We start from the raw sequence: 22421 nt of genomic DNA, 5'->3' as shown, positions 1-22421 counted from the left end.
GCCGCCGACGCCGATGACGAGCACGTCGCCGGGGGGACGGAGCCAGTGCGCCGCGCTCGTGAGATCGTAGCGGAGGTAGTCCAGATCCGTGCGCAGATCCTGGAAAGCACAGCTCGCGGTGCCGGCCTCGCCATCGATCAGCAGGAAGGCTTGGGGTGCCGGCGTCTGGGGAGCATCCTCCAGCGGCCCCCAGTAGATGGGGGGGACGCGGTGGAAATGGCTGAGCCGCACGTGGGAGATGGAGTTCCAGCCCTCCGCGGCGGCGGGGCCGTCCTCGGGCGGCTGTCCTTTGACGTGGCGCAGCGCCAGCGCGTCCTGGGACATCACCGGTACGAGCACGAGGAGGAGCATCAGCCCCGCCTTCAGCCGGACTCCCCGGGAGCTCGCCAGCACAAGCAGGGCGAGCGCCGGCAACACGGCCGTGGCAGCCAGGGCGCGGGGAGCGCCCAGGAACGAGATGGCGGGCGCGGCCAGGAGGGCTCCCACCGCAGAGCCAGCGAGATCCGCGCCATAGACGAGCCCGGGCCGCTCCGCGCGCGTGAGCAGGGCGGCCAGGGCTGCGCCGCCCGCGGCGAACGGAAGGGAGATGACAATGGAGAGCTGCAGTAGGCTGACGAGCGTGCCAGGCAGTCGGGTGAGGTCCAGCACCACGGGGACGCGCACGAGCCACACCGCGGCGACACAGGTGAGGAGCGAGGCCAGCGCCAGCGCCCCGGTGAGCGAGGAGGACATGCGCTCGGGGGTGAAGCCGCGCGGCCACAGGTGGACGACGAGCGCGCCCACGCTCATGCCCAGCAGCCCCAGGGAGAGTGCGAGGTAGCCCAGCGAGTACCAGGTCGTCACCGAGAGCAGCCGAGCGAGGAGGACCTCCTGGGCGATCAGGGTGGAGGCGATCAAGGCCGCGGCGGCGGGAGCATGCCGGAGAGGGGCAGCGGCGGTGGGGGGAGCCATGAGGGCCCGAACCTATCACTCCGAGCGACAGAGGCGCTGTGGGAGGGGCACTTTTGCTTGAACTTCGCGTGCACTGCGCGCAGTCATGGCCCCGCATTCCAACTCGGCGGCTGAGCCCTGATCGAATCCCTCCACCGCTGCGATGTCCACTGGCCGGAGTCTCCATGTCCCGCCTCACTCGAGTCATCTCCTCCCTGGCCCTCGCCGGGCTCCTCGCGCACTGCGCGACCCCTTCAGGATCCGGTGGGGCCGTCTCCGGAGACACCGTGGCCCTGCGCTTCGCCTGGCCTCTGGGGCTCACGGTGCAGGTGGCCTCCACCAGCACGGTGACCCAGAAGGATCAGCCACCGGAATTCTCTTCGCTCACCTACCAGCTCCGCCTGGAAGGGCTGGGCGAGGAGCGGAAGCTGCTCACCGAGCAGATGATACCGACAACGATTGGGACTCCGCTCGATGAGGGGCCGCCACCGCCGATGCCAACGCTCGTGCTGGGGCCCAAGGGGGAGCTGCGGCGCACCGAAGGAATCGACAAGGTCGTGGAGGAGATGGCTCAGCAGGCCGAGATCCAGGGGATCCCGAAGGAGCAGCAGGCGCAGATCACCGGGCTGGTGCACGACGCGCTGGAGCAGGCGGCCCGGTCACGCTGGGAGGTTCTGGTGGGAAAGTGGAGCGGGCTCGCCCTGAAGCCGGGGGAGGCGACTGAGCGCAAGAGCCAGACCGCGGTGCCGCTCTTCGGGAGCGTCGCAGCCACGCGGGAGCGGGTGCTCCTGAAGGAGCGCGTCCCCTGTACTGAAGGAGAGACGGAGAAGCGCTGCGTGCGGCTGGTGCTGGAGTCCTCGCTGGATCCGGACAAGCTCGATCACGCCACGGACGAGCTGCTGCGCAAGCTGAAGTCCGTCATGAAGGCGAACATGGCGGTGCCTGACGAGGCGCTCCCGGAGCTGACGGTGATGAAGATCCGGGTCGACAGCACCCTCGAGTTCATCGCCGAGCCAGAGACGCTCGTGCCCTACAGCCAGCGCACCGTGACGAACTCCCACGTGATCATTCAGGAGCCGGAGGGAGAGCGGAAGAACTTCGAGCTCCAGAGCGAGCGGCTCGAGCGCTTCACCCCCGCTGCTCGCTAGGAGTGAGCGTTGCCGCGCTTCTTGTAGGTGAGGACAGGGGCCATCGTGGCCACCACTCGGACGAGCCCCGCCTCCACCAGGTCCGTCACCACACGGTCGATGGCCTTGTACGCGGGCGGTGCCTCCTCGAAGAGGAGATCGCGGTCCTCGCAGATGACGTGGCTCTTGAAGGAGGTGCGGGTGAGGGACTCGGCGCTGAAGCGCTCTCGCATTCGCTCACGGGCGGTGGTGCGGTTCCACTTGCGGCCGGCGCCGTGCGCCAGGCTGTGCGCGCTCGCCGAACCCTCTCCCACCGGGAGGACCAGGTAGCTCAGCGCGCCGCGGCTGCCCGGAATCACCACGGGCCCCTGGTCCGAGGGCGCGGCGCCCTTGCGGTGCAGCCAGCAGGTGCAGCCCTCCACCTCTCTCGAGACGACGCTGTTGTGGCACACGTCCAGGACGCGCCGTCCGGTGGAGCCGATGCCGTCCAACATGCGCTGGGCAATGAGGGCCCGGTTGGCGCGGCCCCACTCCACCGCATGGTCATGCCGCTTCAGGTAGGCCCGCGCGTCGTCCGAGTCGTCCGCCAGCCCGCTTGCCCCATGGCGATCCACGTGGGTCCTCAGCGTCGCCTCGCCCAGCCCGCGTGAGCCGGAGTGGACGAGCAGCAGCAGCCGGTCCTCCCTGAGCCCGAGGGACGCGAAGGTCTCCGCGTCATGCACCTCGTCCACCCGCTGCACCTCCGCGAAGTGGTTGCCCCCGCCCACCGTGCCCAGCGCCTCCTCGAAGCCCGCGGACTCGACTCCCTGCTCTGCGAGGAAGGCCGTTGTGTTGCCCTCCCACGGTCCATCCAGGTCCAGCCTCGCCGCCCACCGCTCCGGCTTCGCCTTGCGCGCCGCCAGCTCCACGTCCCACAGCCCCATGCCACAGCCAATGTCATTGCCGACGAGGAAGGGATAGAGGAAGCCTTCGGAGGCGAGCGCCGCGCCCACCGGTGCGCCTTTTCCAGGATGGATGTCGGGCAACCCCACCGCGAGCCGCATGCCGGGAAATCGAGCCACTGCTTCCAACTGGCGGACGGCCTCGCCTTCCACCCAGGACTGGGATGAGGCGATGATTCGAACTCGGGCACTCGGACTGTTCGGGGTTGGCGAGGTCATCATGGGTCCGCTGGACGGGTGCTCCGAACCCCTCCTGACGCTGCGACGCCCCGCGTCACTTGTGGTACGGCTCACCCTTGAGGAGGGTGAAGGCGCGGTAGAGCTGCTCGATGAGCACCAGCCGCGCCAGCCGGTGTGGCAGGGTCATCTTCGAGAGCGACAGGGTGAGGTGCGCAGCCTGGCGGACCGTCTCATCCAGCCCCTCGTCGCCGCCAATGACGAAGAGCAGATCCTTGGCCCCGCTCTGCGCCTTGGCCAGGTAGCGGCTGAGCTCCACCGAGTCCAGCTGCTTGCCGCGCTCGTCCATCGCCACCAGCCAGTCCTGCGGCTTGCGGCGGCCGAGAATGGCCTGGGCCTCAGCGGCCTTGGCGTCCCCGGGCTTGAGCTTCTTGCCACTCGCCTCGGGCAGCTCCACCAGCTCGAAGCGCGTGTAGTGCTCCAGGCGCGAGGCGTACTCGCGCACTCCCGGCTCGAACAGTCCCGAGCGGTCCTTGCCGATCGAGAGCAGTCTTACTTTCAGGCGAGCTTCTCCCGGGGCGCGTCGGCCCAGAGTCCCTCGAGGTCATAGAAGGCACGCACATCGTTCAGGAACAGGTGCGCCACCACCTCGTGGTAGTCGAGCAGCACCCACTGGCCCGTCTCCTGGCCCTCGGTGCCCGCGGGGTAGAGGCCGTCCTCCTCCTTGATCTTCACGTGGACGTTCTCCGCCATGGCGCTCACCTGCCGGTCGCTCTCGGCCGAGCCCAGGACGATGTAGTCCGCGTAGGACGACATCCCGCGCACGTCAAGCACGAGGACGTCCGTGGCCTTCTTGTCGACCAGCAGCTGGCCGATCTTGTGCGCCAGCGCCTTGGCGCGAGGGTTCTCGGGAGGAGCGGCGGGGAGCTCGCCCGCGGGTCGGACGCGCGACTTCTTCCGTGCGCCCTTCGGGGCAGCCAACCGCTTGCGCGCCGCCGGCTTCTTCGCCGCTGGCTTCTTGCCGCGGGCCGCCGGTGCCTTCTTCGCGCTGCTCTTCGCCTTGGAGGAGCTCGTCTTCGTCTTCTTCTTCTTCAGTGCCATGTGTGAGGCGCCACCCTAGCGCACCTGCCCGCTGCCGTGGACGACGTACTTCTGACTCGTCAACTCTCGTAAACCCATGGGTCCGAAGGCGTGCAGTCGGCTCGTCGAGATTCCAATCTCCGCCCCCAGCCCCAGCTCGCCCCCATCATTGAAGCGGGTGGAGGCATTCCAGATCACTCCGCTCGCCATCACCTCCCGGGTGAAGCGGGCCGCCACGTCCTCGTCCGCGGTGACGATGGCCTCCGTGTGTTCACTGCCATACCGGGCGATGTGCGCTAGCGCCGCGTCCACGTCCTTCACCACTCGCACCGCGAGGATGAGGTCCAGGAACTCCTGCCCGTAGTCCTCCTCCACCGCGGGCTTCACCGGCACCTCCGCGCGCGAGAGCACCGCCACCGTCGTGGGGCAGCCGCGCAGCTCCACCTTCTTGTCCGCCAGCGCATGCCCCACCATGGGCAGGAAGCGGTCCGCCACGGCCCGGTCCACCAGCAGACACTCGGCGGCGTTGCAGACACCCGGGCGGCTCGCCTTGGCGTTGACGGCGATCCGCGCGGCCATGTCCAGGTCCGCGGCCTCGTGCACGTACACGTGGCACACGCCCTTGTAGTGCTTCACCACCGGGATGCGGGCGTTCTCCGCCACGAAGCGGATGAGCCCCTCACCGCCACGGGGGATGCACAGGTCGATGAGCCCCTCCAGCTTCAGCAGCTCCAGCAGGGACTCGCGCTCGCCGGCGGGCACCACCTGGATGGCGTGCTCCGGGAGCCCCGCCTCCACCAGCCCCTTCCGGAGCGCCTCGGCGATGGCCTGGTTGGATCGCGCGGACTCGCTGCCGCCGCGCAGCAGCACCGCGTTGCCGCTCTTGAGGCACAGGGCCGCCGCGTCACTCGTCACGTTGGGGCGGGACTCGTAGATCATCAGCACCACGCCCAGAGGCAGGCGAACCTTGCGCACCTGCAGTCCGTTGGGACGCTTCCAGTGCTCCGTCACCTCGCCCACCGGGTCCTTCAGGTCCGCGACTTCTTCCACGGCACGGGCCATGGACTCCAGGCGTTGGGCGTCCAGCTGGAGCCGGTCCACGAAGGCCGCGTTCTTCCCAGCCGAGCGGGCGGCCGAGACGTCTTCCGCGTTGGCGGCGAGGATGGCGGGAGCGGCCGAGCGCAGGTGGCGGGCCATGCTCCGCAGCGCTTCATCCTTGCGTCGGGTGGGGGCGATAGCGAGCGCCCGGGAGGCGGCCCGGGCGGTCTCGGCAAGGGTACGCACGTCTTCCTTGGCAACCGTCATGGCTCTCCTCTATCAGAGGCGCATGAGCGATGCCCGATTGGAGCAGTTCAAGCAGATGGCGGCCGAGTTCCCCGACGCACCCATGGCCCAGTTCTCACTCGGCAAGGCGTACCTGGAGCGCCGGCAGTACGCTGAGGCCGTGAAGAGCCTGGAGGAGGCGGTCCGGCTGGATGCCGACTACGCCGCCGCCCTGGTGTCACTGGGAGACGCCTACGCCGGAGCCGGGCAGGTGGACAAGGCACGCGAGGTGCTCGCCCGTGCCAAGGCGAGGGCGCTGGCCCAGAACCACCAGGGGCTCGCAGAGGAGATCGACGAGCGGCTCGCGGACCTGTGAGGCGCAGGCCTCAGGAGAGGACGCCGCGCAGGTCCAGCCGGAGCCCGTCCGCCCGGTGGCGGATATAGACGTCCGGGTGGGCCTCCGCCAGCTGGAGCACCTCCGCCAGCCGGGTCCGCAGCCCCGTGTCCATGGCCCGCCAGTCGATCAGCGCCAGCTTCGAGAGCGCCGTGCGCCGCACGTCCAGGTCGTTCTCGCGCTGGAACGCATCCAGCAACCCGCGCGCCGTCTCCTTCACCGAGTCCGCGTCCGGCGGAGGACACCAGTAGAGCGCCCGCATCGCCCCCGCCTTCTCCGCGTCCACGCCCTGCCGCATGTACCACAGCAGCCGCTCGTGCACCGGCGCCAGGCCCACGCCTCTGACGGCTGCTTCCACGAAGTGCCGGTTGCGGCTCGGGTCCTGCTCGTAGATGGCGGCGCAGATCAACGGCTCCAGCAGCTCCGTGGGCACGGACTCCGTCAGCCGCACCAGGCGCGCCACGAACCACTTCTTCCGCTCGTCATAGAGCGCCGTCCCCAGCCACTTCAGATCCTCGGGCGAGGCGTTGAGGTAGTGAGCGGCAATGGCCGGCAGGCGCGCGGCCTCCTCATTTGACTCGGTGGCCGCGGTGGGCGGCTCCGTCTCCCCCGGGTACGGGTAGGCCATGTGGAAGCGACTCAGGCGCAGGAAGCCCTCGGCGCGCGTGTCCCAGTCTCGCGTGTCCGGGTGGCTCTGGGCGATGGCCTCCAGCACCACGGCGCGCAGCCGCAGCCGCTCCACGCCCAGCATCTCCAGCGCCAGCTCGCCGTGCCCCGGAGAGTCCAGCGGATCCGACGGCCCCGGGTTCACGTCCATCCGGTCCGGCCGCAGCGCCAGCAGCAGCGAGCCCGAGCTCTGCACGCCCAGCAGGTTCCCCTCGTCCTGCACGTGCAGGATCACCGAGGCCAAGGGGCCCGACATCTCCGTCGGTCCTTGGAGCACGAGCGGCTCCGGCGTCACCGCCAGCTCCTCCAGCGCTGGCTCCACCCGCTCAGGCGTCAGCCCGAGCGCCGCGCACGCGGCACCTGCATGACGGGTGTCCCTCACCAAGGCGCGCAGGAGATCTCCCGTCGTCAGGTGCGGGCTCCGCGAGAGCTGCTTCGCGCGGACGAGGTTCTCTCCGACCTCACGGCCGAGGCCCTGCTCGTGGGCATAGGCGGACCAGTCCAAGGGTGTCTCCTTCGGGGGGGAAGGCCAGGGCTCCTGCTTGTGGCCAGCCATGCTTGCACATCCCAGCCGCTGATTCCCGGGGGGGGTACGGGTGGAGGGGGCCTTGGCGTTCTGGCGCCTACAGTCTCCAGGTGAGGCCTACCCCCACCACCTGCCGGAAATAGGACAGATCATTGCGCGGCAGGTTGGTGCCGTAGAGGCCATAGGACAGCTCCACGTCCAGGTGCTCGTTCATGGGGCGGGCCAGCTTGAGCGAGAGCGAGTTCTGCCCCTCGTCCTCTTCCACGAGGATGATCTCCGGCGAGAGGAAGATGCCGTCCGGGTAGCGGCTCAGCCCCAGCGCTCCCTGGGCGAGCAGCGTCAGGTTCCAGGGCAGCCGCAGCCCGGCGCTCCCGCTGAGCCGGTGCCGCAGTACCGTCTCGCCGAAGCTGTTGGAGCTGATCTCCTGGAAGGTGTACGTGAGGCCCAGCGCCAGGGGCCCCCGGTACGTGTAGCTCGCCCCCGCTGCCAGCGCCCCGTCCTTCCTCCGGCCCAGCAAGGCACCCTCGCGCTCCGGCGGGGGGCGTGCCTCTACCCCATAGCGGCGCGAGCCGTACTCGCCGAAGACGCTCAGGGAGTGGCGGCGGTTGAAGCGGTAGCGCCCCAGGAAGCCCAGCTCGGGGTTGCCGAAGTTCGCCCGGGAGTCCGGGCGGTAGACAAAGCGGTGCGCACCGGCCCGTACCCGGAGTGCCAGCCGCACATCCGGCACGTACTCGAGGAAGGCATCCGCGCCCAGGTCCGAGTAGTCCCGAGAGCCCCCGCGCCGGTCCTTGCCACGCCCCTCCACTCCCAGCCCCAGCTGGGTACCGAGCGCGGTGGAGGCCTCCACCGCCGCGGCCTGGATGAGCACGTCCTCCGTCGTGTAGCGCAGGTACTTGCGCCCCCCCAGCTCATAGCGGCCCACGAGTTGGAGGCGCTCGCCGGTGTAGCGGCCGTCGCCCGCGGCCAGGAGGCTCATGGCCAGGTCCGGCGCCGGCGTCTGCCCCTGGCCCGCCCGGAAGTCGCGCGGCGCGTTCGAGTCCAGCAGCCACCGGCCCGTGAGGCGCAGGGAGCCCTCCACGTCGGCCGCGTGGGCGTCGCCACCGGTGAGCGCGAGGGCGGTGAGCAGGAGCGCAAAGAGGAGCCGGGACACGCGCGGGCACCATACCGTGGGCCCAGCCTGCATGCCTTGTTCACGAGAGGCCGTCCCGCGCGCCCGGCCGGTGACGTGGCGCCGGGCCCCCGTTACAGTTCCTCCTCATGCGCCCCGCTTCGTTCATCCCCCCCTGCGCTTGCCTTGCGCTCATGGCTTGCGCCCCCACCGCCTTCCACGCGGAGCTCAAGGGCGAGACCACCGTGCCCGCTGGCCCGCCCGGCGTCATCACCGTCCTCAACGCCTTCCCGGCCATCGCCAGCTTCGCGGGGCTCGACTTCAACCAGAACCAGGACTTCAAGAACCAGGGCATTGCCAAGGACGAGGTCAGCTCCGTCCGCGTCAAGTCCGTGGAGCTGCGGCTGCTGAGCCCCAGCGACGCGGACTTCGGCTTCCTGGACACGCTCGAGTTCTACGCCAAGGCCGGGGACCAGGAGGAGCGCTTCGCCCACAGGCAGGACATCTCCCGGCTGGGCCTGAGCGCTCCCAACCCCGTGCTGAGGATGGAGGCGGAGGACGCGGAGCTGCAGCCCTTCATCGCCGCGCCCTCCATGAGCATCATCGTGCGAGGAAAGGGCCGCATGCCCGAGCAGGAGGTGCGCCTCCAGGCGGTCGTCGTGCTGGACGTGATGGTGAACCTGTTCTGAGGCGTGGAGCCGCGGGCTACTCCAGCTCGCGCACCCGGCGCTCGAGCGAGCTGGCGCGGGAGTCCAGCTCGCGAGCCAGGGACTCCAGCTTCTTCGCCTCGCCCTCCAGCGTGGCCAGGTCGTCAAAGTCCCCAGCGGCCAGCTGCTGCGCTCGGATGGGAGCCACCTGCGGCCGGTGGTCGCTGGCGCGCGCCGGAGTCGGGCCTGGGCTTTCCGGGTTCCCGGGCTGGTCCCGCGGAGCCTCCGGGGGATTCACGTTGATCGGGGTGAGCGGCGGCCCGTTGTCGGAAGCGACTTCACCCGTGAACCCGGGACTGCGGCCCACCGGCGTTGAATCCACCTCGACGTCCTGGCTGGAGTTCACCCGCAGGCGCAGGCGCCGATCCTGCTCGTCGAACATCGCCTCCTCGCCGAGGAAGTCGCTCATCCTCCGCTCGAGGTCTCGCTCCTCGCGCACCTCGGTGATGCGGGCCTTGAGCACCTTCAGCCGCTGCTTCACCTTGTCCTCGGAGTCCCGCAGCGCGTCCGCCTGCTCGAGCAGATCCTCGGGATCGTCGCTTGCGTCCGCGCGGCCCAGCGCCGGCACCTGAGAGGCGGGCAGCGCCGCGCGCACCGCATCTCGCTCGGTGCGCAGCTCGCGCATCCTCGAGACGAGCCGGGCGCGCTCCTGACGATCCTGCGTGGAGTCCCACGCCGCCCGCACCCGCGCCAGCTCCTCCGAGAGCGCCGCGTGCAGCGCCATGTGGGCGCGCTCGGACTCGCCCTCGGCGTTCGCCACCCCCTGCGCCAGCCCCGTCAGCGCGCCGCTCAGCTCCTGCGAGCGCTTCAGGGCCTGATCCAGCTCCGCGCTCGAGGTGAGCTTGCCCTGCCGCTGCGCCTTGAGCGTCTCGATGCGCTCGGCCAGCCCGTTCAGCTCCCCGCGCAGGGCCTGCTGGCGCTCGCGCAGGGTGCGTACCTCCGTCCGCGTCGCCTGGGCCTGGGTCCTCACGGCCTCCAGCCCGGTCGCAGCCCACACGGGCGCTCCGAGCAGCAGGCACAGCAGCGGGATGGACAGGGCGCGCTTCATTTCCTCCCCCTTTGCAGCAAGGAGGATGCCAGCCCAGAGGGCTCTCGGCGGCTTGCGCTCGGGACAAAAACCGAACGATTCCGAGGGTTTCGGAGCCGAAGTGGGAGCGTCTCACGCCGGGTGGGATGGTGGAAAGTCACGGGAACACGCTCGTAACCATGGATTTTCGAGGGATCAACCCCCCTCTTCGGGGCGCTCTCCCTTGGAGATGAAGCCGTACTTCTCCAGCTTGTAGTACAGGGCGGACGTCTTGATGCCCAGCAGCCGCGCCGTCTCCGTCTTCACCCCGCCTGCTTTCTCATAGGCGCGGGCGATGAGCTGGCGCTCGATGTCCTCGAGGATGTCCGGCAGGGGCCGATCCCCGTGGGGGATGGGCAGGCCGCTGGGGTCCGTCCGCGGCGTGCTCCCGCTCAGGTGGGTGGGCAGGTCCGCCTCGGTGAGCACCTCGCCCTCGGCGAAGACGAGCGACTGCTCGATGACGTTCTCCAGCTCGCGCACGTTGCCGGGCCACGCGTGGCGAGCCAGCGCCCGCAGCGCGCTGTCGTCCAGGCCCTTCACGCGCCGGTTCACCCTTGGGCCGTGCTTGGCCGCGAAGTGGCGGGCCAGGGAGGAGATGTCCTCGGGCCGCTCGCGCAGCGGGGGGAGCATCAGCGGGACGATGTGCAGCCGGTAGTAGAGATCCTCGCGGAAGCGGCCCGCCTTCACCTCGGCCTGCAGGTCCCGGTGGGTGGCGCTCACCACGCGCACGTCCACCTTGAGCGTCTCCTCGCCGCCCACGCGCTGGATCTCCTTCTCCTGGAGCACGCGCAGCAGCTTGGTCTGCACGGAGGCGGGGATCTCTCCAATCTCGTCGAGGAAGATCGTCCCGCCGTCGGCCAGCTCGAAGCGGCCCAGCTTGCGCTTGACGGCACCGGTGAAGGAGCCGCGCTCATGGCCGAACAGCTCGCTCTCCAGGAGCGTCTCCGCCAGCGCCGCGCAGTGCACGACGATGAAGGGACCGTCCTTGCGCGGAGACTGCTGGTGGAGCATCCGGGCCACCAGCTCCTTACCGGTGCCGCTCTCGCCGCGCACCAGCACGGTGGCGTCGCTGGCGGCGGCCTTGCGCACCTGCGTCAGCAGCCGCTGCATGGGCTCGCTGTCGCCCACCATGCTGCCGTGGCTGAGGGCGGCGTCCGCGTCGTGCGCGGCGGTCCTCGCGCTCAGCCGCTCCACCTGCCGGCGCGTGGCGGCCAGCTCCAGCCCCTTCTCCGCCTTGGCGCGCAGCACGTCCGGGGGGAAGGGCTTGGTGATGAAGTCGTACGCGCCCTCCTGCATGGCCTGCACGGCTGTCTCGATGGTGCCAAAGGCCGTCACCACCATGATCACCGCGGCGGCATCCAGCGCCTTGATCGCGCGTGTCACGGCGATCCCGTCCATCCCGTCCATCTTCAAGTCCGTGACGACGAGATCGAACGGAGCCTTCTTGTACGCCGCCAGCCCGTCCGCGCCCGAGCGCACTGCGGAGACGGTGTGCCCGGAGCGGGTGAGGGTGACGGTCATTCCCTCGCGGAGGGTGTCATGGTCATCGATGACGAGGACGCGGGCCATGGGCTGCCTTCTCCCCCAGGTGGGGGGCGGGTGTCACTACAGCACGAGAAGGCGCTGGCGCCACGCGCCCATCTGCGCTTTATCCCCGCCATGCCTCTGACGAAGGACGCCCCCCTGGTGGAGCTGCTCTCGCGCCACCTCCCTACGGACGCGAAGGAGCGCGAGGATCTGGAGCGCATGCGCGCCTTCGCCGCCGAGCTGCAGAGCCCCTTCTCTCGCTCGCAGGCCCGCGCTCATTTCACGGGCAGTGCCGTGGTGGTGGACCCGGCAGGTGAGCGTGTGGCCCTCCTCCACCACGCCAAGCTGAGGCGGTGGCTGCAGCCAGGAGGGCACGCGGACGAGGCGGATGGGGGCCTCATGGAGGCCACGGCGCTGCGCGAGGCCCGGGAGGAGACGGGCTGTCAGGTGAAGCTGCACCCCACCGCGCCCCGCCCGCTGGACGTGGACATCCACACCATCCCCGCGCGCAACGACGAGCCCGAGCACCTCCACCTGGACATCCGCTACCTCATCATCGCGGAGGACCCCCAGGCGCTGGCGCATGATCCCAACGAGTCCTTCGGCGCCCAGTGGCTGGGGTGGACCGAGGCCCTGGAGCGGGCGGATGAAGCTCCGCTGCGCCGGCTGTTGGACAAGGCCCGGGTGGCCGCACGTGGGAAATAAGCCTTGAAGGGGAGGAGACTCGGAAGGTGGGCAGGCATAGGCTCAACCTTCCGGAGCGCCGCAGGGTACGACATCCAGTGAATCCCGAGGGTTCGGGATGACTGGAATTCATGAAGTTTCAAGCTTTTTATTTTGGAGGGGCAGTTCACACCGGCGAAGTTCTTGGCTTGAATGGCCCCTGTCTCCATGACCAACGACGATCAACTCATTCGAGATTTCGCCAGGCGCGGCAGCCTGCTGTTCCTGATGTGGGTCCTGGCCCCCATCCTCATCTGCGCGTACCTCATCGCCATGGCGCTGGGTGTGCCGAGCGACAAGGCACTCTGGACGGTGATGGTCGTCATGCTGCCCATCACCGCGGTGTGCTGCTTCGCCTACCCCTACCTGGCGCTGAGCTATCTGGCGTCCAAGTCGCTGCGGCACCAGCCGGAGGACACTCCGGGTGATCGCCTGCGCCGCATTCTGCAACTGCCCTGGCGCGCCAGCGTCACCCTCTCCTACGGCGCATGGACGGTGGGGGGCTTCAGCTTCGCGTTGATCGCCAGCCTCATGTACGACAAGGGGCCGATCCGCGTCGTGCTGGGAACGCTGATCGCCTTCTGCTTCGGCGTGGTGGTGTCCTTCCCGTTCGGCATCAGCCTGGAGAAGCTGGGGCTGCAGCAGGCCATGGAGGAGCGCAAGGCGCACCAGTCGCTGGTCATCCAGGGCTCGGGGGCGTTCTGGCCGCGGCAGACCTGGTTCCTGCCCTTCACCTTCATTGCCTCCATCATCGCCACGCTCATGCTGTGCATCTGCGTGGTGGTGGTGAAGCTGCTGGGCCTGCGCGAGGCGCTCCGGGAGGAGCTGCTGGCGGAAGGGGCCCTGAAGTCCGCGGAGAAGCTGCAGGACCTGAGCGGCTCCATGTTCTCGGATCTGGCGTTCGTGCTGCCCTGGGTGGCCGTGCTGGCGCTCATCCTGCCCACCATCACCGCGTGGATGCTGGCGCGCCGGCAGGCGCAGGGCGCCAGCGCGGTGGGCAAGGCCATCGAGGGGCTGGCGGTGGGGCGGATCTCCTCGCCCGACTGGGTCTCCACCGATGAGATCGGCGATCTGGCATTCGCGCTGAACTCCGTGCTCTCCAAGCTGCGGCAGATCCCCGAGACGCTGGCCTCCTCGGCCTCGCGGCTGGTGGCGGCGGGCAAGGAGCTGAGCGAGGCCAACAACGAGCAGCAGCAGAGCCTCAACCAGCAGGCCGCGGCCATCCAGGAGACGCAGGTCACTTCGCAGGAGATCAAGCACACCTCGCAGATGACGTCCGAGCGCGCCGAGTCCATGCTCCGGGTCGCCAAGCGCGCCGAGGAGCTGGGCCACGAGGGCGAGGCCGCCATCGAGCAGTCCATGCAGGGCCTGTCCGCCATCCAGGGCTTCGTGGACGCCATGCAGGTGAAGCTCAACCGGCTGGCGGAGAGCGCCACGCAGATCGGCGAGATCACCGAGGCCGTGAAGGACATGGCGGACCAGTCCAACCTGCTGGCCGTCAACGCCGCCATCGAGGCGGCGCGCGCGGGCGACAACGGCAAGGGCTTCGCCGTGCTGGCCCGGGAGATCCGTGCGCTGGCGGACCAGTCCGTCAAGAGCACCACGCGCATCCGCACCATCCTCGGCGAGGTGATCGGCGCCATCCGGGCCGCGGCCACCATGGTGGAGCAGGGCTCGCGAGACATCCAGGGGGGCCTCGAGAAGATGAAGGCCTCCAGCAACAGCCTGCGCGAGCTGTCCCGGCTCTCGCAGGAGAACTCGTCGGCGATGCGGCAGATCGTCGCGGCCGTCAATCAGCAGAACGCGGGCATCTCGCAGATCTTCAGCGCCATCGCGGACCTGTCACAGATCATGGACTCGACGCTCAAGCGGCTCGAGTCCACGCAGCAGGCCACCGGCACGCTGGAGGTCGTGTCCACCGAGGTCAGCGAGATGGCCCAGCAGTTCACTGTGAACTGAGGCCCAGCGGCAGCGTCAGCGTGAACGTGGTGGCGCCCGGCATGGAGGTGAACTCCAGCTCCCCTCCGTGCGCCCGGACGATCTTGCTCGCCAGCGGCAGCCCGAGCCCCGTGCCCTTCTCCCGCGTGGTGAAGAAGGGCTCGAAGATGCGCTCTCGCTCCGCCTCGGGGATGCCGGGCCCAGCGTCCCGCACCTGGATGGTGTAGCGCTGCGCCTCCGCTCGGCCCGTCACGAGGACCCGCTGTCCCGGAGGCGAGGCCTGCACGGCGTTCTTCACCAGGTTCACCAGCGCGGCCGTCAGCAGGCTCCCGTCCGCTTCCAGCCAGGCGGGGGCCGCCTCCACCTCCAGCTTCACGCCCTTCGTCTCGGCCTCCACCGACAGCAGCTCGCACGCGTCCGCCAGCAGCGCGGGGCCCTCCACCGGCGCACGGGCCAGCGGCTGCTCGCGGGCGAAGGCCAGGAAGTCCTCGACGATGCGCTGGAGGTACGCCACCTCGCGCTGGATGCGCGAGACGTGCCCGGCGGCCTCGGCGGGGGTGCCGGCCTTGAGGTCCTCGGCGAGCAGCCCGGAGAAGAGCTCGATGCCGCCCAGCGGGTTGCGGACCTCGTGCGCCACCCCGGCCAGCATCAGCTTGAGCTGTCTGTCCCGGCTCTCCAGCGCCCCGCGCATCACCTCCAGCTCGCGGGCCAGCACGCCGATCTCCCGCGTGGGCTCCGGCGGCACGGGCGTCGTCAGATCTCCCCGGCCGATGCGCAGCGCGGAGTCCATCAGCCGGCGCAGCGGGCGCGCCAGTCCCCGGGCCGTGAGCACCGCCACCGCCGCCAGCACCGCCAGGGCCACTGCGGTGGCCGCCGTGAAGGTGCGGGACAGCTGCGCCAGCGAGTCGAAGAAGGCCGCGCTGCCCTCCACTGCCACCGCACCCACCACCGTGTCCCCCTGGCGCACGGGCGCGTAGCCCGTCTTGTAGAGCTGCCCGTCCGAGCCGGTGAAGAGCACCTGGCTGGCCGCGCGCTCGCCGGCGAACACGCGCGCCAACTCCAGCCTGTCCCTCGCCAGCTCCGGCGCCTCCACGCCCACGGGCAGTCCTCCGCCCACGTCCGCACGCACGCGCCCCTGCACGTCCACCGCGAAGACGCGGCGCAGCCCGCTGGCCTGCCGCACCTCGCCCAGCAGCCGCGTGAGGTTGCGCCACGTGCGTGTGCCCTGGACGTCGTCCCCCAGCTCGATGGTGAGCATCCGCTCTCCGCTCACCTGGCTCGCCGTGGCGGCGGCGAGGGCGGACAGGCTCTGCCCGAGCTCCTCCTCGAGGATGGAGCGCGCCAGCGCGTAGCTGGCCGCTCCGGTGAGCACGAAGAGCACGAGCGTGGGCAGCAGGAACGCGAGCAGCAGCCGCGCCGAGAGCGAGCCCAGCGCGCCCCGCAGGCCCAAGCTCGGAGTCGGAGGAGGGGAGCCACTCATGGCGCGGCTCAGCCCGTCTTCTTCTGACCGGCGGCGTCCTGCTCGAAGAGGCTCTCCAGCTCCTTGCGGGCCTGGGCTGCCATCTCGGCGAGCTTCTTCTCGTCCTTGTGGAACGGATAGACGGACATGAGGAGTGTCTCGTCGTGCTGGCGGAACTGCTCCACGGTCTTCCGGGCCTCCGAGTATGTCAGCCCCAGCTCCTCGAGGAGCTCCCCCGTCATCTCCAGGCTAGAAGCCCACGTCTCACGCATGACGTGCTTGATGCCCAGGTTGAGCAGGCGGTAGGCGTGCTGGCGGTTGCGGGCACGCGCGAAGATGGTGAGGTGGGGGAAGTGCTGGATCACTGTCTCCGCCGTCCGCACGGAGGCCTCGACGTCATCGATGGCCAGCACGAAGATCTTCGACTTGTCGGCCCGCGCGGCCCGCAGCAGGTCCAGGCGCGAGGCGTCCCCGTAGTGGACCTTGTTGCCGAACCGCTTGATGAAGTCGATGTGCTCGGAGCTCACGTCCAGGGCCGTGAAGCCGATGCGCTTGGCGCGCAGCAAGCGGCCCACCACCTGCCCCACGCGCCCGAAGCCGGCAATGAGGACGGGGTTGTCCTCCTCGGGCGTCACCTCGAAGTCGCGCTGGACCTTCTTGTGGAAGCGGGGGCGGAGCCACCGCGCGTAGGCGGCGAACAGCAGCGGGGTGGTGACCATGGAGAGGCTCACCACCACCACCATCAGGTCCGCCAGCGCGGTGTCCATGACGTGGTAGCCCACCGCGAGCCGGAAGAGCACGAAGGCGAACTCGCCGCCCTGGGAGATGATGATGGCCAGGCTGAGGGCCTGCTCGGTGCCCCCGAACGCCCAGCGGCCAACGGCGAAGAGCACCGCCGCCTTGAGCACCACCAGCGCCAGCACCAGGCCCAGCACGAGCAGGGGGCTGGTGGCCAACAGGCCGATGTTCACGGACATGCCCACGGCGATGAAGAAAAGGCCCAGCAGCAGGCCCTTGAAGGGCTCGATGTCGGCCTCCAGCTCGTGGCTGAACTCCGAGTCCGCCAGGAGCACACCGGCGAGGAAGGCGCCCAGGGCCATGGAGAGCCCCACCGCGCTCACTGCGGCCGCGGTGCCCATGACGAGCAGCAGCGCGGTGGCGGTGAAGAGCTCCTGGCTGTGGAACGAGGCCAGCACCTTGAACACGGGGCGCAGCACGTAGCGGCCCGCCAGGATGACCCCGACGAGCACGCCGGCGGCCTTGAGGACGGAGAGCCAGGTCGGCTCGGTGGACGGAGTGTCCGAGGTCCCCAGGAGGGGCAGCAGGGCCAGCAGCGGGATGACGGCCAGATCCTGGAAGAGGAGGATGCTGAAGGAGGCTCGTCCGTACTCGGTGGTCAGCTCGTTCTTCTCGGCGAGGAGCTGGAGGGCGAAGGCCGTGGAGGACAGGGACAGGCCCATGCCGATGATGATGGCAGCGGGGGCAGTCAGCCCGGCGAACATTCCCACCCCCGCAAGCAGCACCCCCGTTCCCACCACTTGCAGGCCGCCCAGTCCGAACACGGACTTGCGCAGCTCCCAGAGCCGGGAGGGCTGAAGCTCCAGGCCGATGAGGAAGAGCAGGAGCACCACGCCGAACTCGGCGAAGTGGAGGATGCTCTCCACGTCGGAGATGGCACGGATGCCCCAGGGACCGATGATCATCCCCGCGGCCAGGTAGCCGAGAACGGAGCCCAGCCCCAGGCGCTTGAAGAGGGGGACAGCCACGACGGTGGCGGCCAGGAAGATCAGGGCCTGCTGGAGGAGGGACATGCCCTTCTCATCGCACAGGCGCCAGTCTGGGGACAATCGGGCAGCGGCGGGTAGAGTAGGGCCCTGGCGCGCCCTGGAGCGCTCGCCGTGGAGTCCCAAGTTCTCATGGAGCCCCTGCCTACTGCCTTCCTGCTCGTCATCGCCGGCGTGCTGATGGCGTCGAGCGTCCTGCTCAGCCGCGCCTCGGGGCGCTCCGGGCTGCCCGTGGCGATGCTGTTCCTGGCCATTGGCATGGCCGCGGGCTCGGACGGCCCGGGAGGCATCGAGTTCAACGACTATGGCGCCGCCTACCGCCTGGGCACGGTGGCGCTCGTCCTCATCCTCTTCGATGGTGGCCTCAACACCCCGCTGTCCGCCGTCCGCGCCACCATCCGCCCGGCCGCTGTCCTCGCCACGGTGGGCGTGGTGGCCACGGCGGCCCTGATGGGGGTCGCGGCGCACCTGCTATTCGGCTTCCCCTGGCCCGTGGCCTTGCTGCTGGGCGCCACCGTCTCCTCCACGGACGCGGCGGCCGTCTTCGCCGTGCTGCGCGGCAGCGGGCTGCACCTCAAGCGGCGCGTGGGGACGACGCTCGAGCTGGAGTCGGGTCTCAATGACCCCATGGCCGTGATCCTCACCGTGACGCTCACGCAGAACCTGGTGCGAGGAGAGAGCCTGGACGGGTGGGCACTGCTGCTGGAGTCCATCGTGGAGATGTCGGTGGGGAGTGTCCTGGGTGTGGGGCTCGGGCTCGGGGGGCGGCTGCTCATCAAGCGCCTGCGCCTCCAGGTGGCGGGGCTCTACCCGGTGATGACGCTGGCGCTGGCCTTCCTCGCCTTCGGGCTGCCTACGCTCCTCCATGGCAGCGGCTTCCTGGCCGTGTACGTGGTGGGCATCCTGCTGGGCAGCGAGACGCTGCGCTACCGCACGGGTCTGCTGCGGGTGCACGACGCGCTCGCGTGGCTCGCACAGGTGGCCATGTTCCTGGTGCTGGGGCTGCTCGTGTTCCCCCGGCAGCTGCTGGACGTGGCGTGGGTGGGGCTGGGCCTGAGCCTCTTCCTGGCGTTCATCGCCCGTCCCCTGGCGGTGCTGCTGTGTCTGCTGCCCTTCCGCTTCCCGGCTCGGGAGGTCGTCTACACAGGCTGGGTGGGGCTGCGCGGCGCGGTGCCCATCATCCTCGCCACGTACCCGGTGCTGGCGGGGGCGCCAGGGGCTCACGATCTCTTCAACGTCGTCTTCTTCATCGTCGTGGTGAACGGCTTCCTTCCCGGGATGACGGTGCCGTGGATGACGCGCAAGCTGGGGCTGGCGGCCAACGTGCCCGAGCCGCCGCCCGCGGTCCTGGAGATCGCCTCCACCCAGATCCTCAACGGCGAGCTGAGCGCCTTCTACATCAATCTGGCCTCGGCCTCGGCCGGTGCGCGCATCTCGGAGCTGCCGTTTCCTCCCGAGTCCGCTGCCATGCTCATCGTGCGAGGCCAGGAGCTGGTGGCGCCCAAGGGGGACACGGTCCTCAAGGCCGGGGATCATGTCTACGTGTTCTCCCACACGGAGGATCTGCCCTTCCTGCGCCTCATGTTCGGCCAGCAGGAAGACGAGTAGGGCGCGAGCGGGGGCTCCTCCTCGGAGTTTGCACGCCGGCGTGCTGAACCCCTTTACTTGGGACGGAGCCGCGTAGTACCTGAACATTCATGCGCTCCGGGCCTCTCACAGCACAGCAGCCCGCTCATGGGCCAGAGACGCTCGGGTCCGTGCTCGTCTCGAGCGCGGCCGTCCTGGCGCTGGCGCTGGCCGCTGTCACCGCGGGGCTCGCGGAACCTGCCGCCGTTCGGGTCGCGCCGGGCCATGCGCTTGGCGGGTGCGGCAGGGTCGCTCGTGGGGTGGCGCGCGCTCATGGGACTCCTGAACAGCGGCAGCAGTGCAGGCATCCACGGACGGCAGCCCTGCTCGAGTGGGCTGCCGTCGCAGGGGCGGCTCCCACCGTTCAGCTGCACCAGCAGGGATGGGCCGGCCGTGGGCGAGCGAGGCTCCAGCCCGACACGCAGTCGGTCATCCGCCTGATCCGCGAGCGGCAGGACGCCATCATCACCGCGTTCACGCATAGGATGCGCGACGCGTCCACCCCGGGCTGTGTCAGCCACAGCGCGGATCGGCCGCCGATCGTCACCCGGCCACTGCGCGGACCTCCTGCATGCGCTTGAGTGCTCCTGAAGCGCGCGGCCTGCGGGCGCCGCGCTCCCTGCTTGGCCCAAGGGCCCGGCTCTCGCCACGCAGGGGCGCGGCGGCGACCGGCTGACTGCTCTGCTTCCTCGCGGCCATCGTCCTCGAGTCCTTTCGTTGATTCCGTTCTAGCGACGGAGTCCCTCTCAGGCTCCTTCCGTCACGAGTCCTCGCAGGCTGGCAGGTCTTGCCTGGCTGGGAGACCGGCGTGAGGCAGGTGCCTCGTCTCATCTACACCCTTACCTCTGGAGGTGCCTTCATGCATGGCGCACACGATCTTCTGAAGGCCATTGCGGTGGTGCTGTGCGTCGCCGCAGTGACGACGGTGTTGTTCCAGCGGCTGCGCCAGCCCGTCGTGCTCGGCTACATCCTCGCGGGCCTCATCGTCGGTCCCTACCTTCCCATCCCGCTCGTCGCGGATGCGGGCATCGTCCAGACGCTCTCGGAGCTGGGCGTCATCCTCCTCATGTTCTCGCTCGGGCTGGAGTTCAGCCTGCGCAAGCTGTTCGCGGTGGGGCCCACAGCGGGCCTTACGGCCGTCATCCAGTGCAGCGTCATGGTGTGGCTGGGCTTCGTGGTAGGCCGCGCCTTCGGGTGGACCGATCGCGAGAGCATCTTCGCCGGAGCCCTCATCGCCATCTCCAGTACGACGATCATCGCCAAGGCGTTTGACGAGCAGGGAATCCGCGGGAGGTTGCGCGAGCTCGTCGTCGGCGTGCTCATCGTCGAGGATCTCATCGCGATCCTCCTCATGGCCATGCTCACGGCGATCTCGACGGGGAGCGGCCTGTCGGCCGGAGACATGGCCCTCACCATTGGCCGCCTCATGGCGTTCCTCGTGGGGCTCGTCGCCATCGGGCTGCTCGTCGTCCCCCGGGCCATTCGCGCGGTCGTCCGGCTCAACCGCCCGGAGACGACGCTCGTGGCGAGTGTCGGGCTGTGCTTCGCGATCGCGCTGCTGGCTCAGGCGTTCGGCTACTCCGTCGCTCTGGGGGCCTTCCTGGCGGGCTCCCTGGTCGCGGAGTCCGGTGAGGAGAAGGTGGTGGAGCACCTCGTCCAGCCGGTGAAGGACATATTCGCGGCCATCTTCTTCGTCTCGGTGGGCATGCTCATCGACCCCGCGATCATCGCGCGCTACTGGGTCGCCGTCGTGGTGTTCACGCTGGTCGTGATCATCGGGAAGATCGTCAGCGTCACCCTGGGGGCCTTCCTCACGGGGAACGACACCCGCACCTCCGTCCAGTCCGGGATGAGCCTGGCGCAGATCGGCGAGTTCTCGTTCATCATCGCCAGCCTGGGCCTGTCGCTGAAGGCGACCGGGGACTTCCTCTATCCCATCGCGGTGGCCGTCTCCGCCATCACCACGCTGACCACGCCCATGTTCATCCGCGCCTCGGGCCCCGTGGCGAACTTCGTGGACCGGAAGCTGCCCAAGCCGCTCCAGACCTTCGTGGCCCTCTATGGGAGCTGGGTCGAGCAGCTCCGCGAAGCCCCCCGGCGCCAGACGCTCGGCGCCAGCGTCCGGAAGCACATCGGCCTGCTGCTCGTGGATGCAGCGCTGCTCGTGGGGCTGGTGATCGGCACTTCCCTCTCGCTCGAGAGGATCGCCGTGCTCATCGAGGAGCAGGCCGGGCTCAGCCGGGCTTTGGCGGAGAAGCTCGTCATAGTTGGAGCCATCACCCTTGCGCTGCCGTTCCTCGTGGGGATCGTCCGGGTCGCGCGGCGCCTCGCGGGAGAGCTGGCGGCGGTGGCGCTCCCGCACCGGGCCGCGGGGAAGACTGACCTGGCGGCGGCTCCGCGGCGGGTGCTGCTCGTCACGCTGCAGGTCATCATTGTCCTCCTGGTGGGAGCCCCTGTGGTGGCCATCACGCAGCCGTTCCTCCACGGCTTCACCGCGTCCCTCATCGTGCTGGCGCTCCTGGGGGTGCTGAGCGTCGCGCTCTGGCGCAGCGCCACGAGCCTGCAGGGGCATGTCCGCGCGGGCGCTCAGGTCATCGTGGAAGCGCTCGCCGCTCAGTCCCACGCGAAGGTGCCGGGCACGGAGCCCAAGGCGCTGGAGCAGGTGCAGGTGCTGCTCCCCGGCCTCGGAACGCCCACGCCTGTCCGGCTGGAGGAGACGAGCCCCGCCGTGGGAAAGAGCCTCGCGGAGCTGAACCTTCGGGGCGTGACGGGAGCGACCGTCCTCGCCATCCACCGGGGAGGGGAGGATGTCTCCGTCCCCACGGCGGGGGAGGTGCTCAAGCCGGGGGACGTGCTCGCCCTGGCGGGGACTCATGCCGCCGTGGAGGCCGCGAAGAACCTGCTGGCGCCTGCGCCTGCGCCTGCTCCTACTCCCTCCTGAGGCGAGCGCCTCGGGGGAGGACGCTCAGTCGAACATGGCGCTCAGCGCCTCACCGAGCGTCTCCACGCCCACCACCTTCAGCCTCGTCTCTTCCATGCGCCGAGCACTACCGAGAGGGAGCACCACGCGCTGGAAGCCCATCTTCACCGCCTCGGTGAGCCGGGGTTCCATCTGTCCCACTGCGCGCACCTCTCCGGCCAGCCCTACCTCGCCCAGCACCAGTGTCTTCGGATCCATCGGCCGGTTCTGCAGGCTCGACACCAGCGCCGCGCAGACGGCCAGGTCGCACGCGGGCTCGGACAGCTGCATGCCGCCCGCCACATTCACGAACAGATCACACCCCACGAGCGGGATGTCCTCCTTCTTCTCCAGCACCGCCGCCAGCAGCGCCACCCGGTTTCCATCCACGCCGATCGCCGTGCGACGCGCCGTGCCATA

At 69.7% G+C, this 22421-nt stretch carries 20 protein-coding genes; 8 read left to right on the top strand and 12 right to left on the bottom strand.

Annotation, left to right across the window (positions count from 1 at the left end; all coding sequences use genetic code 11):
- The coding region (locus VD972_RS25045) for a hypothetical protein (protein ID WP_324991121.1) at positions 1-951 on the bottom strand (951 nt) is incomplete at its 3' end.
- Between the two features lie 164 nt (positions 952-1115).
- Here VD972_RS25045 and VD972_RS25040 point away from each other — a divergent pair.
- On the top strand, positions 1116-2078 hold the full coding sequence (locus tag VD972_RS25040; protein ID WP_324991119.1) for a hypothetical protein: 963 nt from the start codon (positions 1116-1118) through the stop codon (positions 2076-2078).
- Here the strand turns inward: VD972_RS25040 and VD972_RS25035 are convergent.
- Genes VD972_RS25035 through VD972_RS25020 form a run of 4 tightly spaced genes read right to left on the bottom strand, consistent with a single transcriptional unit; the run spans position 2075 to position 5560 of the window.
- A complete protein-coding gene (locus tag VD972_RS25035; protein ID WP_324991117.1) occupies positions 2075-3220 on the bottom strand; it encodes an RNA ligase RtcB family protein in 1146 nt (381 codons plus the stop codon). The genes VD972_RS25040 and VD972_RS25035 overlap by 4 nt on opposite strands.
- Positions 3221-3272: 52 nt before the next feature.
- Positions 3273-3680 carry a 23S rRNA (pseudouridine(1915)-N(3))-methyltransferase RlmH gene (locus tag VD972_RS25030; RefSeq protein ID WP_324991115.1) on the bottom strand — a complete coding sequence of 136 codons (408 nt, stop codon included), beginning with the start codon at positions 3678-3680 and terminating at the stop codon, positions 3273-3275.
- Positions 3681-3733: 53 nt separating this feature from the next.
- Complete coding sequence (gene rsfS / locus VD972_RS25025; RefSeq protein WP_324991113.1) at positions 3734-4276, bottom strand: ribosome silencing factor; 543 nt, start codon at positions 4274-4276, stop codon at positions 3734-3736.
- A gap of 15 nt (positions 4277-4291) precedes the next feature.
- On the bottom strand, positions 4292-5560 hold the full coding sequence (locus tag VD972_RS25020; RefSeq protein WP_324991112.1) for a glutamate-5-semialdehyde dehydrogenase: 1269 nt from the start codon (positions 5558-5560) through the stop codon (positions 4292-4294).
- Between the two features lie 22 nt (positions 5561-5582).
- On the opposite strand from VD972_RS25020, the gene VD972_RS25015 reads away from it, so the two are divergent.
- Complete coding sequence (locus VD972_RS25015) at positions 5583-5894, top strand: tetratricopeptide repeat protein (protein WP_324991110.1); 312 nt, start codon at positions 5583-5585, stop codon at positions 5892-5894.
- A 10-nt stretch (positions 5895-5904) separates the two neighbouring features.
- Here VD972_RS25015 and VD972_RS25010 read toward each other — a convergent pair whose 3' ends face one another.
- Together VD972_RS25010 and VD972_RS25005 are read right to left on the bottom strand one after the other, a co-directional pair.
- Positions 5905-7083 (bottom strand): hypothetical protein, encoded by a 1179-nt coding sequence (locus VD972_RS25010; RefSeq protein ID WP_324991108.1) that lies wholly within the window; start codon positions 7081-7083, stop codon positions 5905-5907.
- Between the two features lie 118 nt (positions 7084-7201).
- Positions 7202-8287, bottom strand: a complete 1086-nt coding sequence (locus tag VD972_RS25005) for a hypothetical protein (protein WP_414654115.1) — start codon at positions 8285-8287, stop codon at positions 7202-7204.
- 119 nt (positions 8288-8406) lie between these two features.
- Here VD972_RS25005 and VD972_RS25000 point away from each other — a divergent pair, with 119 nt between their 5' ends.
- The gene (locus VD972_RS25000; protein ID WP_324991104.1) at positions 8407-8901 is read left to right on the top strand and encodes a hypothetical protein; all 495 of its coding nucleotides are present in this window, start codon (positions 8407-8409) and stop codon (positions 8899-8901) included.
- A 16-nt stretch (positions 8902-8917) separates the two neighbouring features.
- Here the strand turns inward: VD972_RS25000 and VD972_RS24995 are convergent, their stop codons facing one another.
- Positions 8918-9967 (bottom strand): TetR family transcriptional regulator, encoded by a 1050-nt coding sequence (locus VD972_RS24995; RefSeq protein ID WP_324991102.1) that lies wholly within the window; start codon positions 9965-9967, stop codon positions 8918-8920.
- A gap of 174 nt (positions 9968-10141) precedes the next feature.
- Positions 10142-11554 (bottom strand): sigma-54 dependent transcriptional regulator, encoded by a 1413-nt coding sequence (locus VD972_RS24990; RefSeq protein ID WP_324991100.1) that lies wholly within the window; start codon positions 11552-11554, stop codon positions 10142-10144.
- 90 nt (positions 11555-11644) lie between these two features.
- Between VD972_RS24990 and VD972_RS24985 the strand changes: the two genes are divergently transcribed.
- Positions 11645-12217 carry an NUDIX hydrolase gene (locus tag VD972_RS24985; protein WP_324991123.1) on the top strand — a complete coding sequence of 191 codons (573 nt, stop codon included), beginning with the start codon at positions 11645-11647 and terminating at the stop codon, positions 12215-12217.
- Positions 12218-12388: 171 nt separating this feature from the next.
- Positions 12389-14194, top strand: a complete 1806-nt coding sequence (locus tag VD972_RS24980) for a methyl-accepting chemotaxis protein (RefSeq protein WP_324991098.1) — start codon at positions 12389-12391, stop codon at positions 14192-14194.
- Here the strand turns inward: VD972_RS24980 and VD972_RS24975 are convergent.
- Together VD972_RS24975 and VD972_RS24970 are read right to left on the bottom strand one after the other, a co-directional pair.
- Positions 14181-15653 carry a HAMP domain-containing sensor histidine kinase gene (locus tag VD972_RS24975; RefSeq protein WP_324991096.1) on the bottom strand — a complete coding sequence of 491 codons (1473 nt, stop codon included), beginning with the start codon at positions 15651-15653 and terminating at the stop codon, positions 14181-14183. The two genes, VD972_RS24980 and VD972_RS24975, sit on opposite strands and share 14 nt — an antisense overlap.
- 8 nt (positions 15654-15661) lie before the next feature.
- A complete protein-coding gene (locus VD972_RS24970; RefSeq protein ID WP_324991094.1) occupies positions 15662-17443 on the bottom strand; it encodes a monovalent cation:proton antiporter-2 (CPA2) family protein in 1782 nt (593 codons plus the stop codon).
- 87 nt (positions 17444-17530) lie between these two features.
- On the opposite strand from VD972_RS24970, the gene VD972_RS24965 reads away from it, so the two are divergent.
- From VD972_RS24965 to VD972_RS24955, 3 genes are all read left to right on the top strand, one after another.
- Positions 17531-19024: a potassium/proton antiporter gene (locus VD972_RS24965; protein WP_324991091.1), complete on the top strand. Its 1494-nt coding sequence runs from the start codon at positions 17531-17533 to the stop codon at positions 19022-19024.
- Between the two features lie 149 nt (positions 19025-19173).
- On the top strand, positions 19174-19623 hold the full coding sequence (locus tag VD972_RS24960) for a hypothetical protein (RefSeq protein WP_324991089.1): 450 nt from the start codon (positions 19174-19176) through the stop codon (positions 19621-19623).
- A gap of 278 nt (positions 19624-19901) precedes the next feature.
- Positions 19902-21983, top strand: a complete 2082-nt coding sequence (locus tag VD972_RS24955) for a cation:proton antiporter (RefSeq protein ID WP_324991087.1) — start codon at positions 19902-19904, stop codon at positions 21981-21983.
- A gap of 24 nt (positions 21984-22007) precedes the next feature.
- Here the strand turns inward: VD972_RS24955 and VD972_RS24950 are convergent.
- Positions 22008-22421 (bottom strand): magnesium chelatase domain-containing protein (locus VD972_RS24950; RefSeq protein ID WP_324991085.1); only part of this gene is annotated, 414 nt, incomplete at its 5' end.

Origin of the sequence: Hyalangium sp., assembly GCF_035629615.1 — a bacterium.
Taxonomy (GTDB): Bacteria; Myxococcota; Myxococcia; order Myxococcales; family Myxococcaceae; genus Hyalangium.
This window is presented reverse-complemented; position numbering and strand designations above follow the sequence as displayed.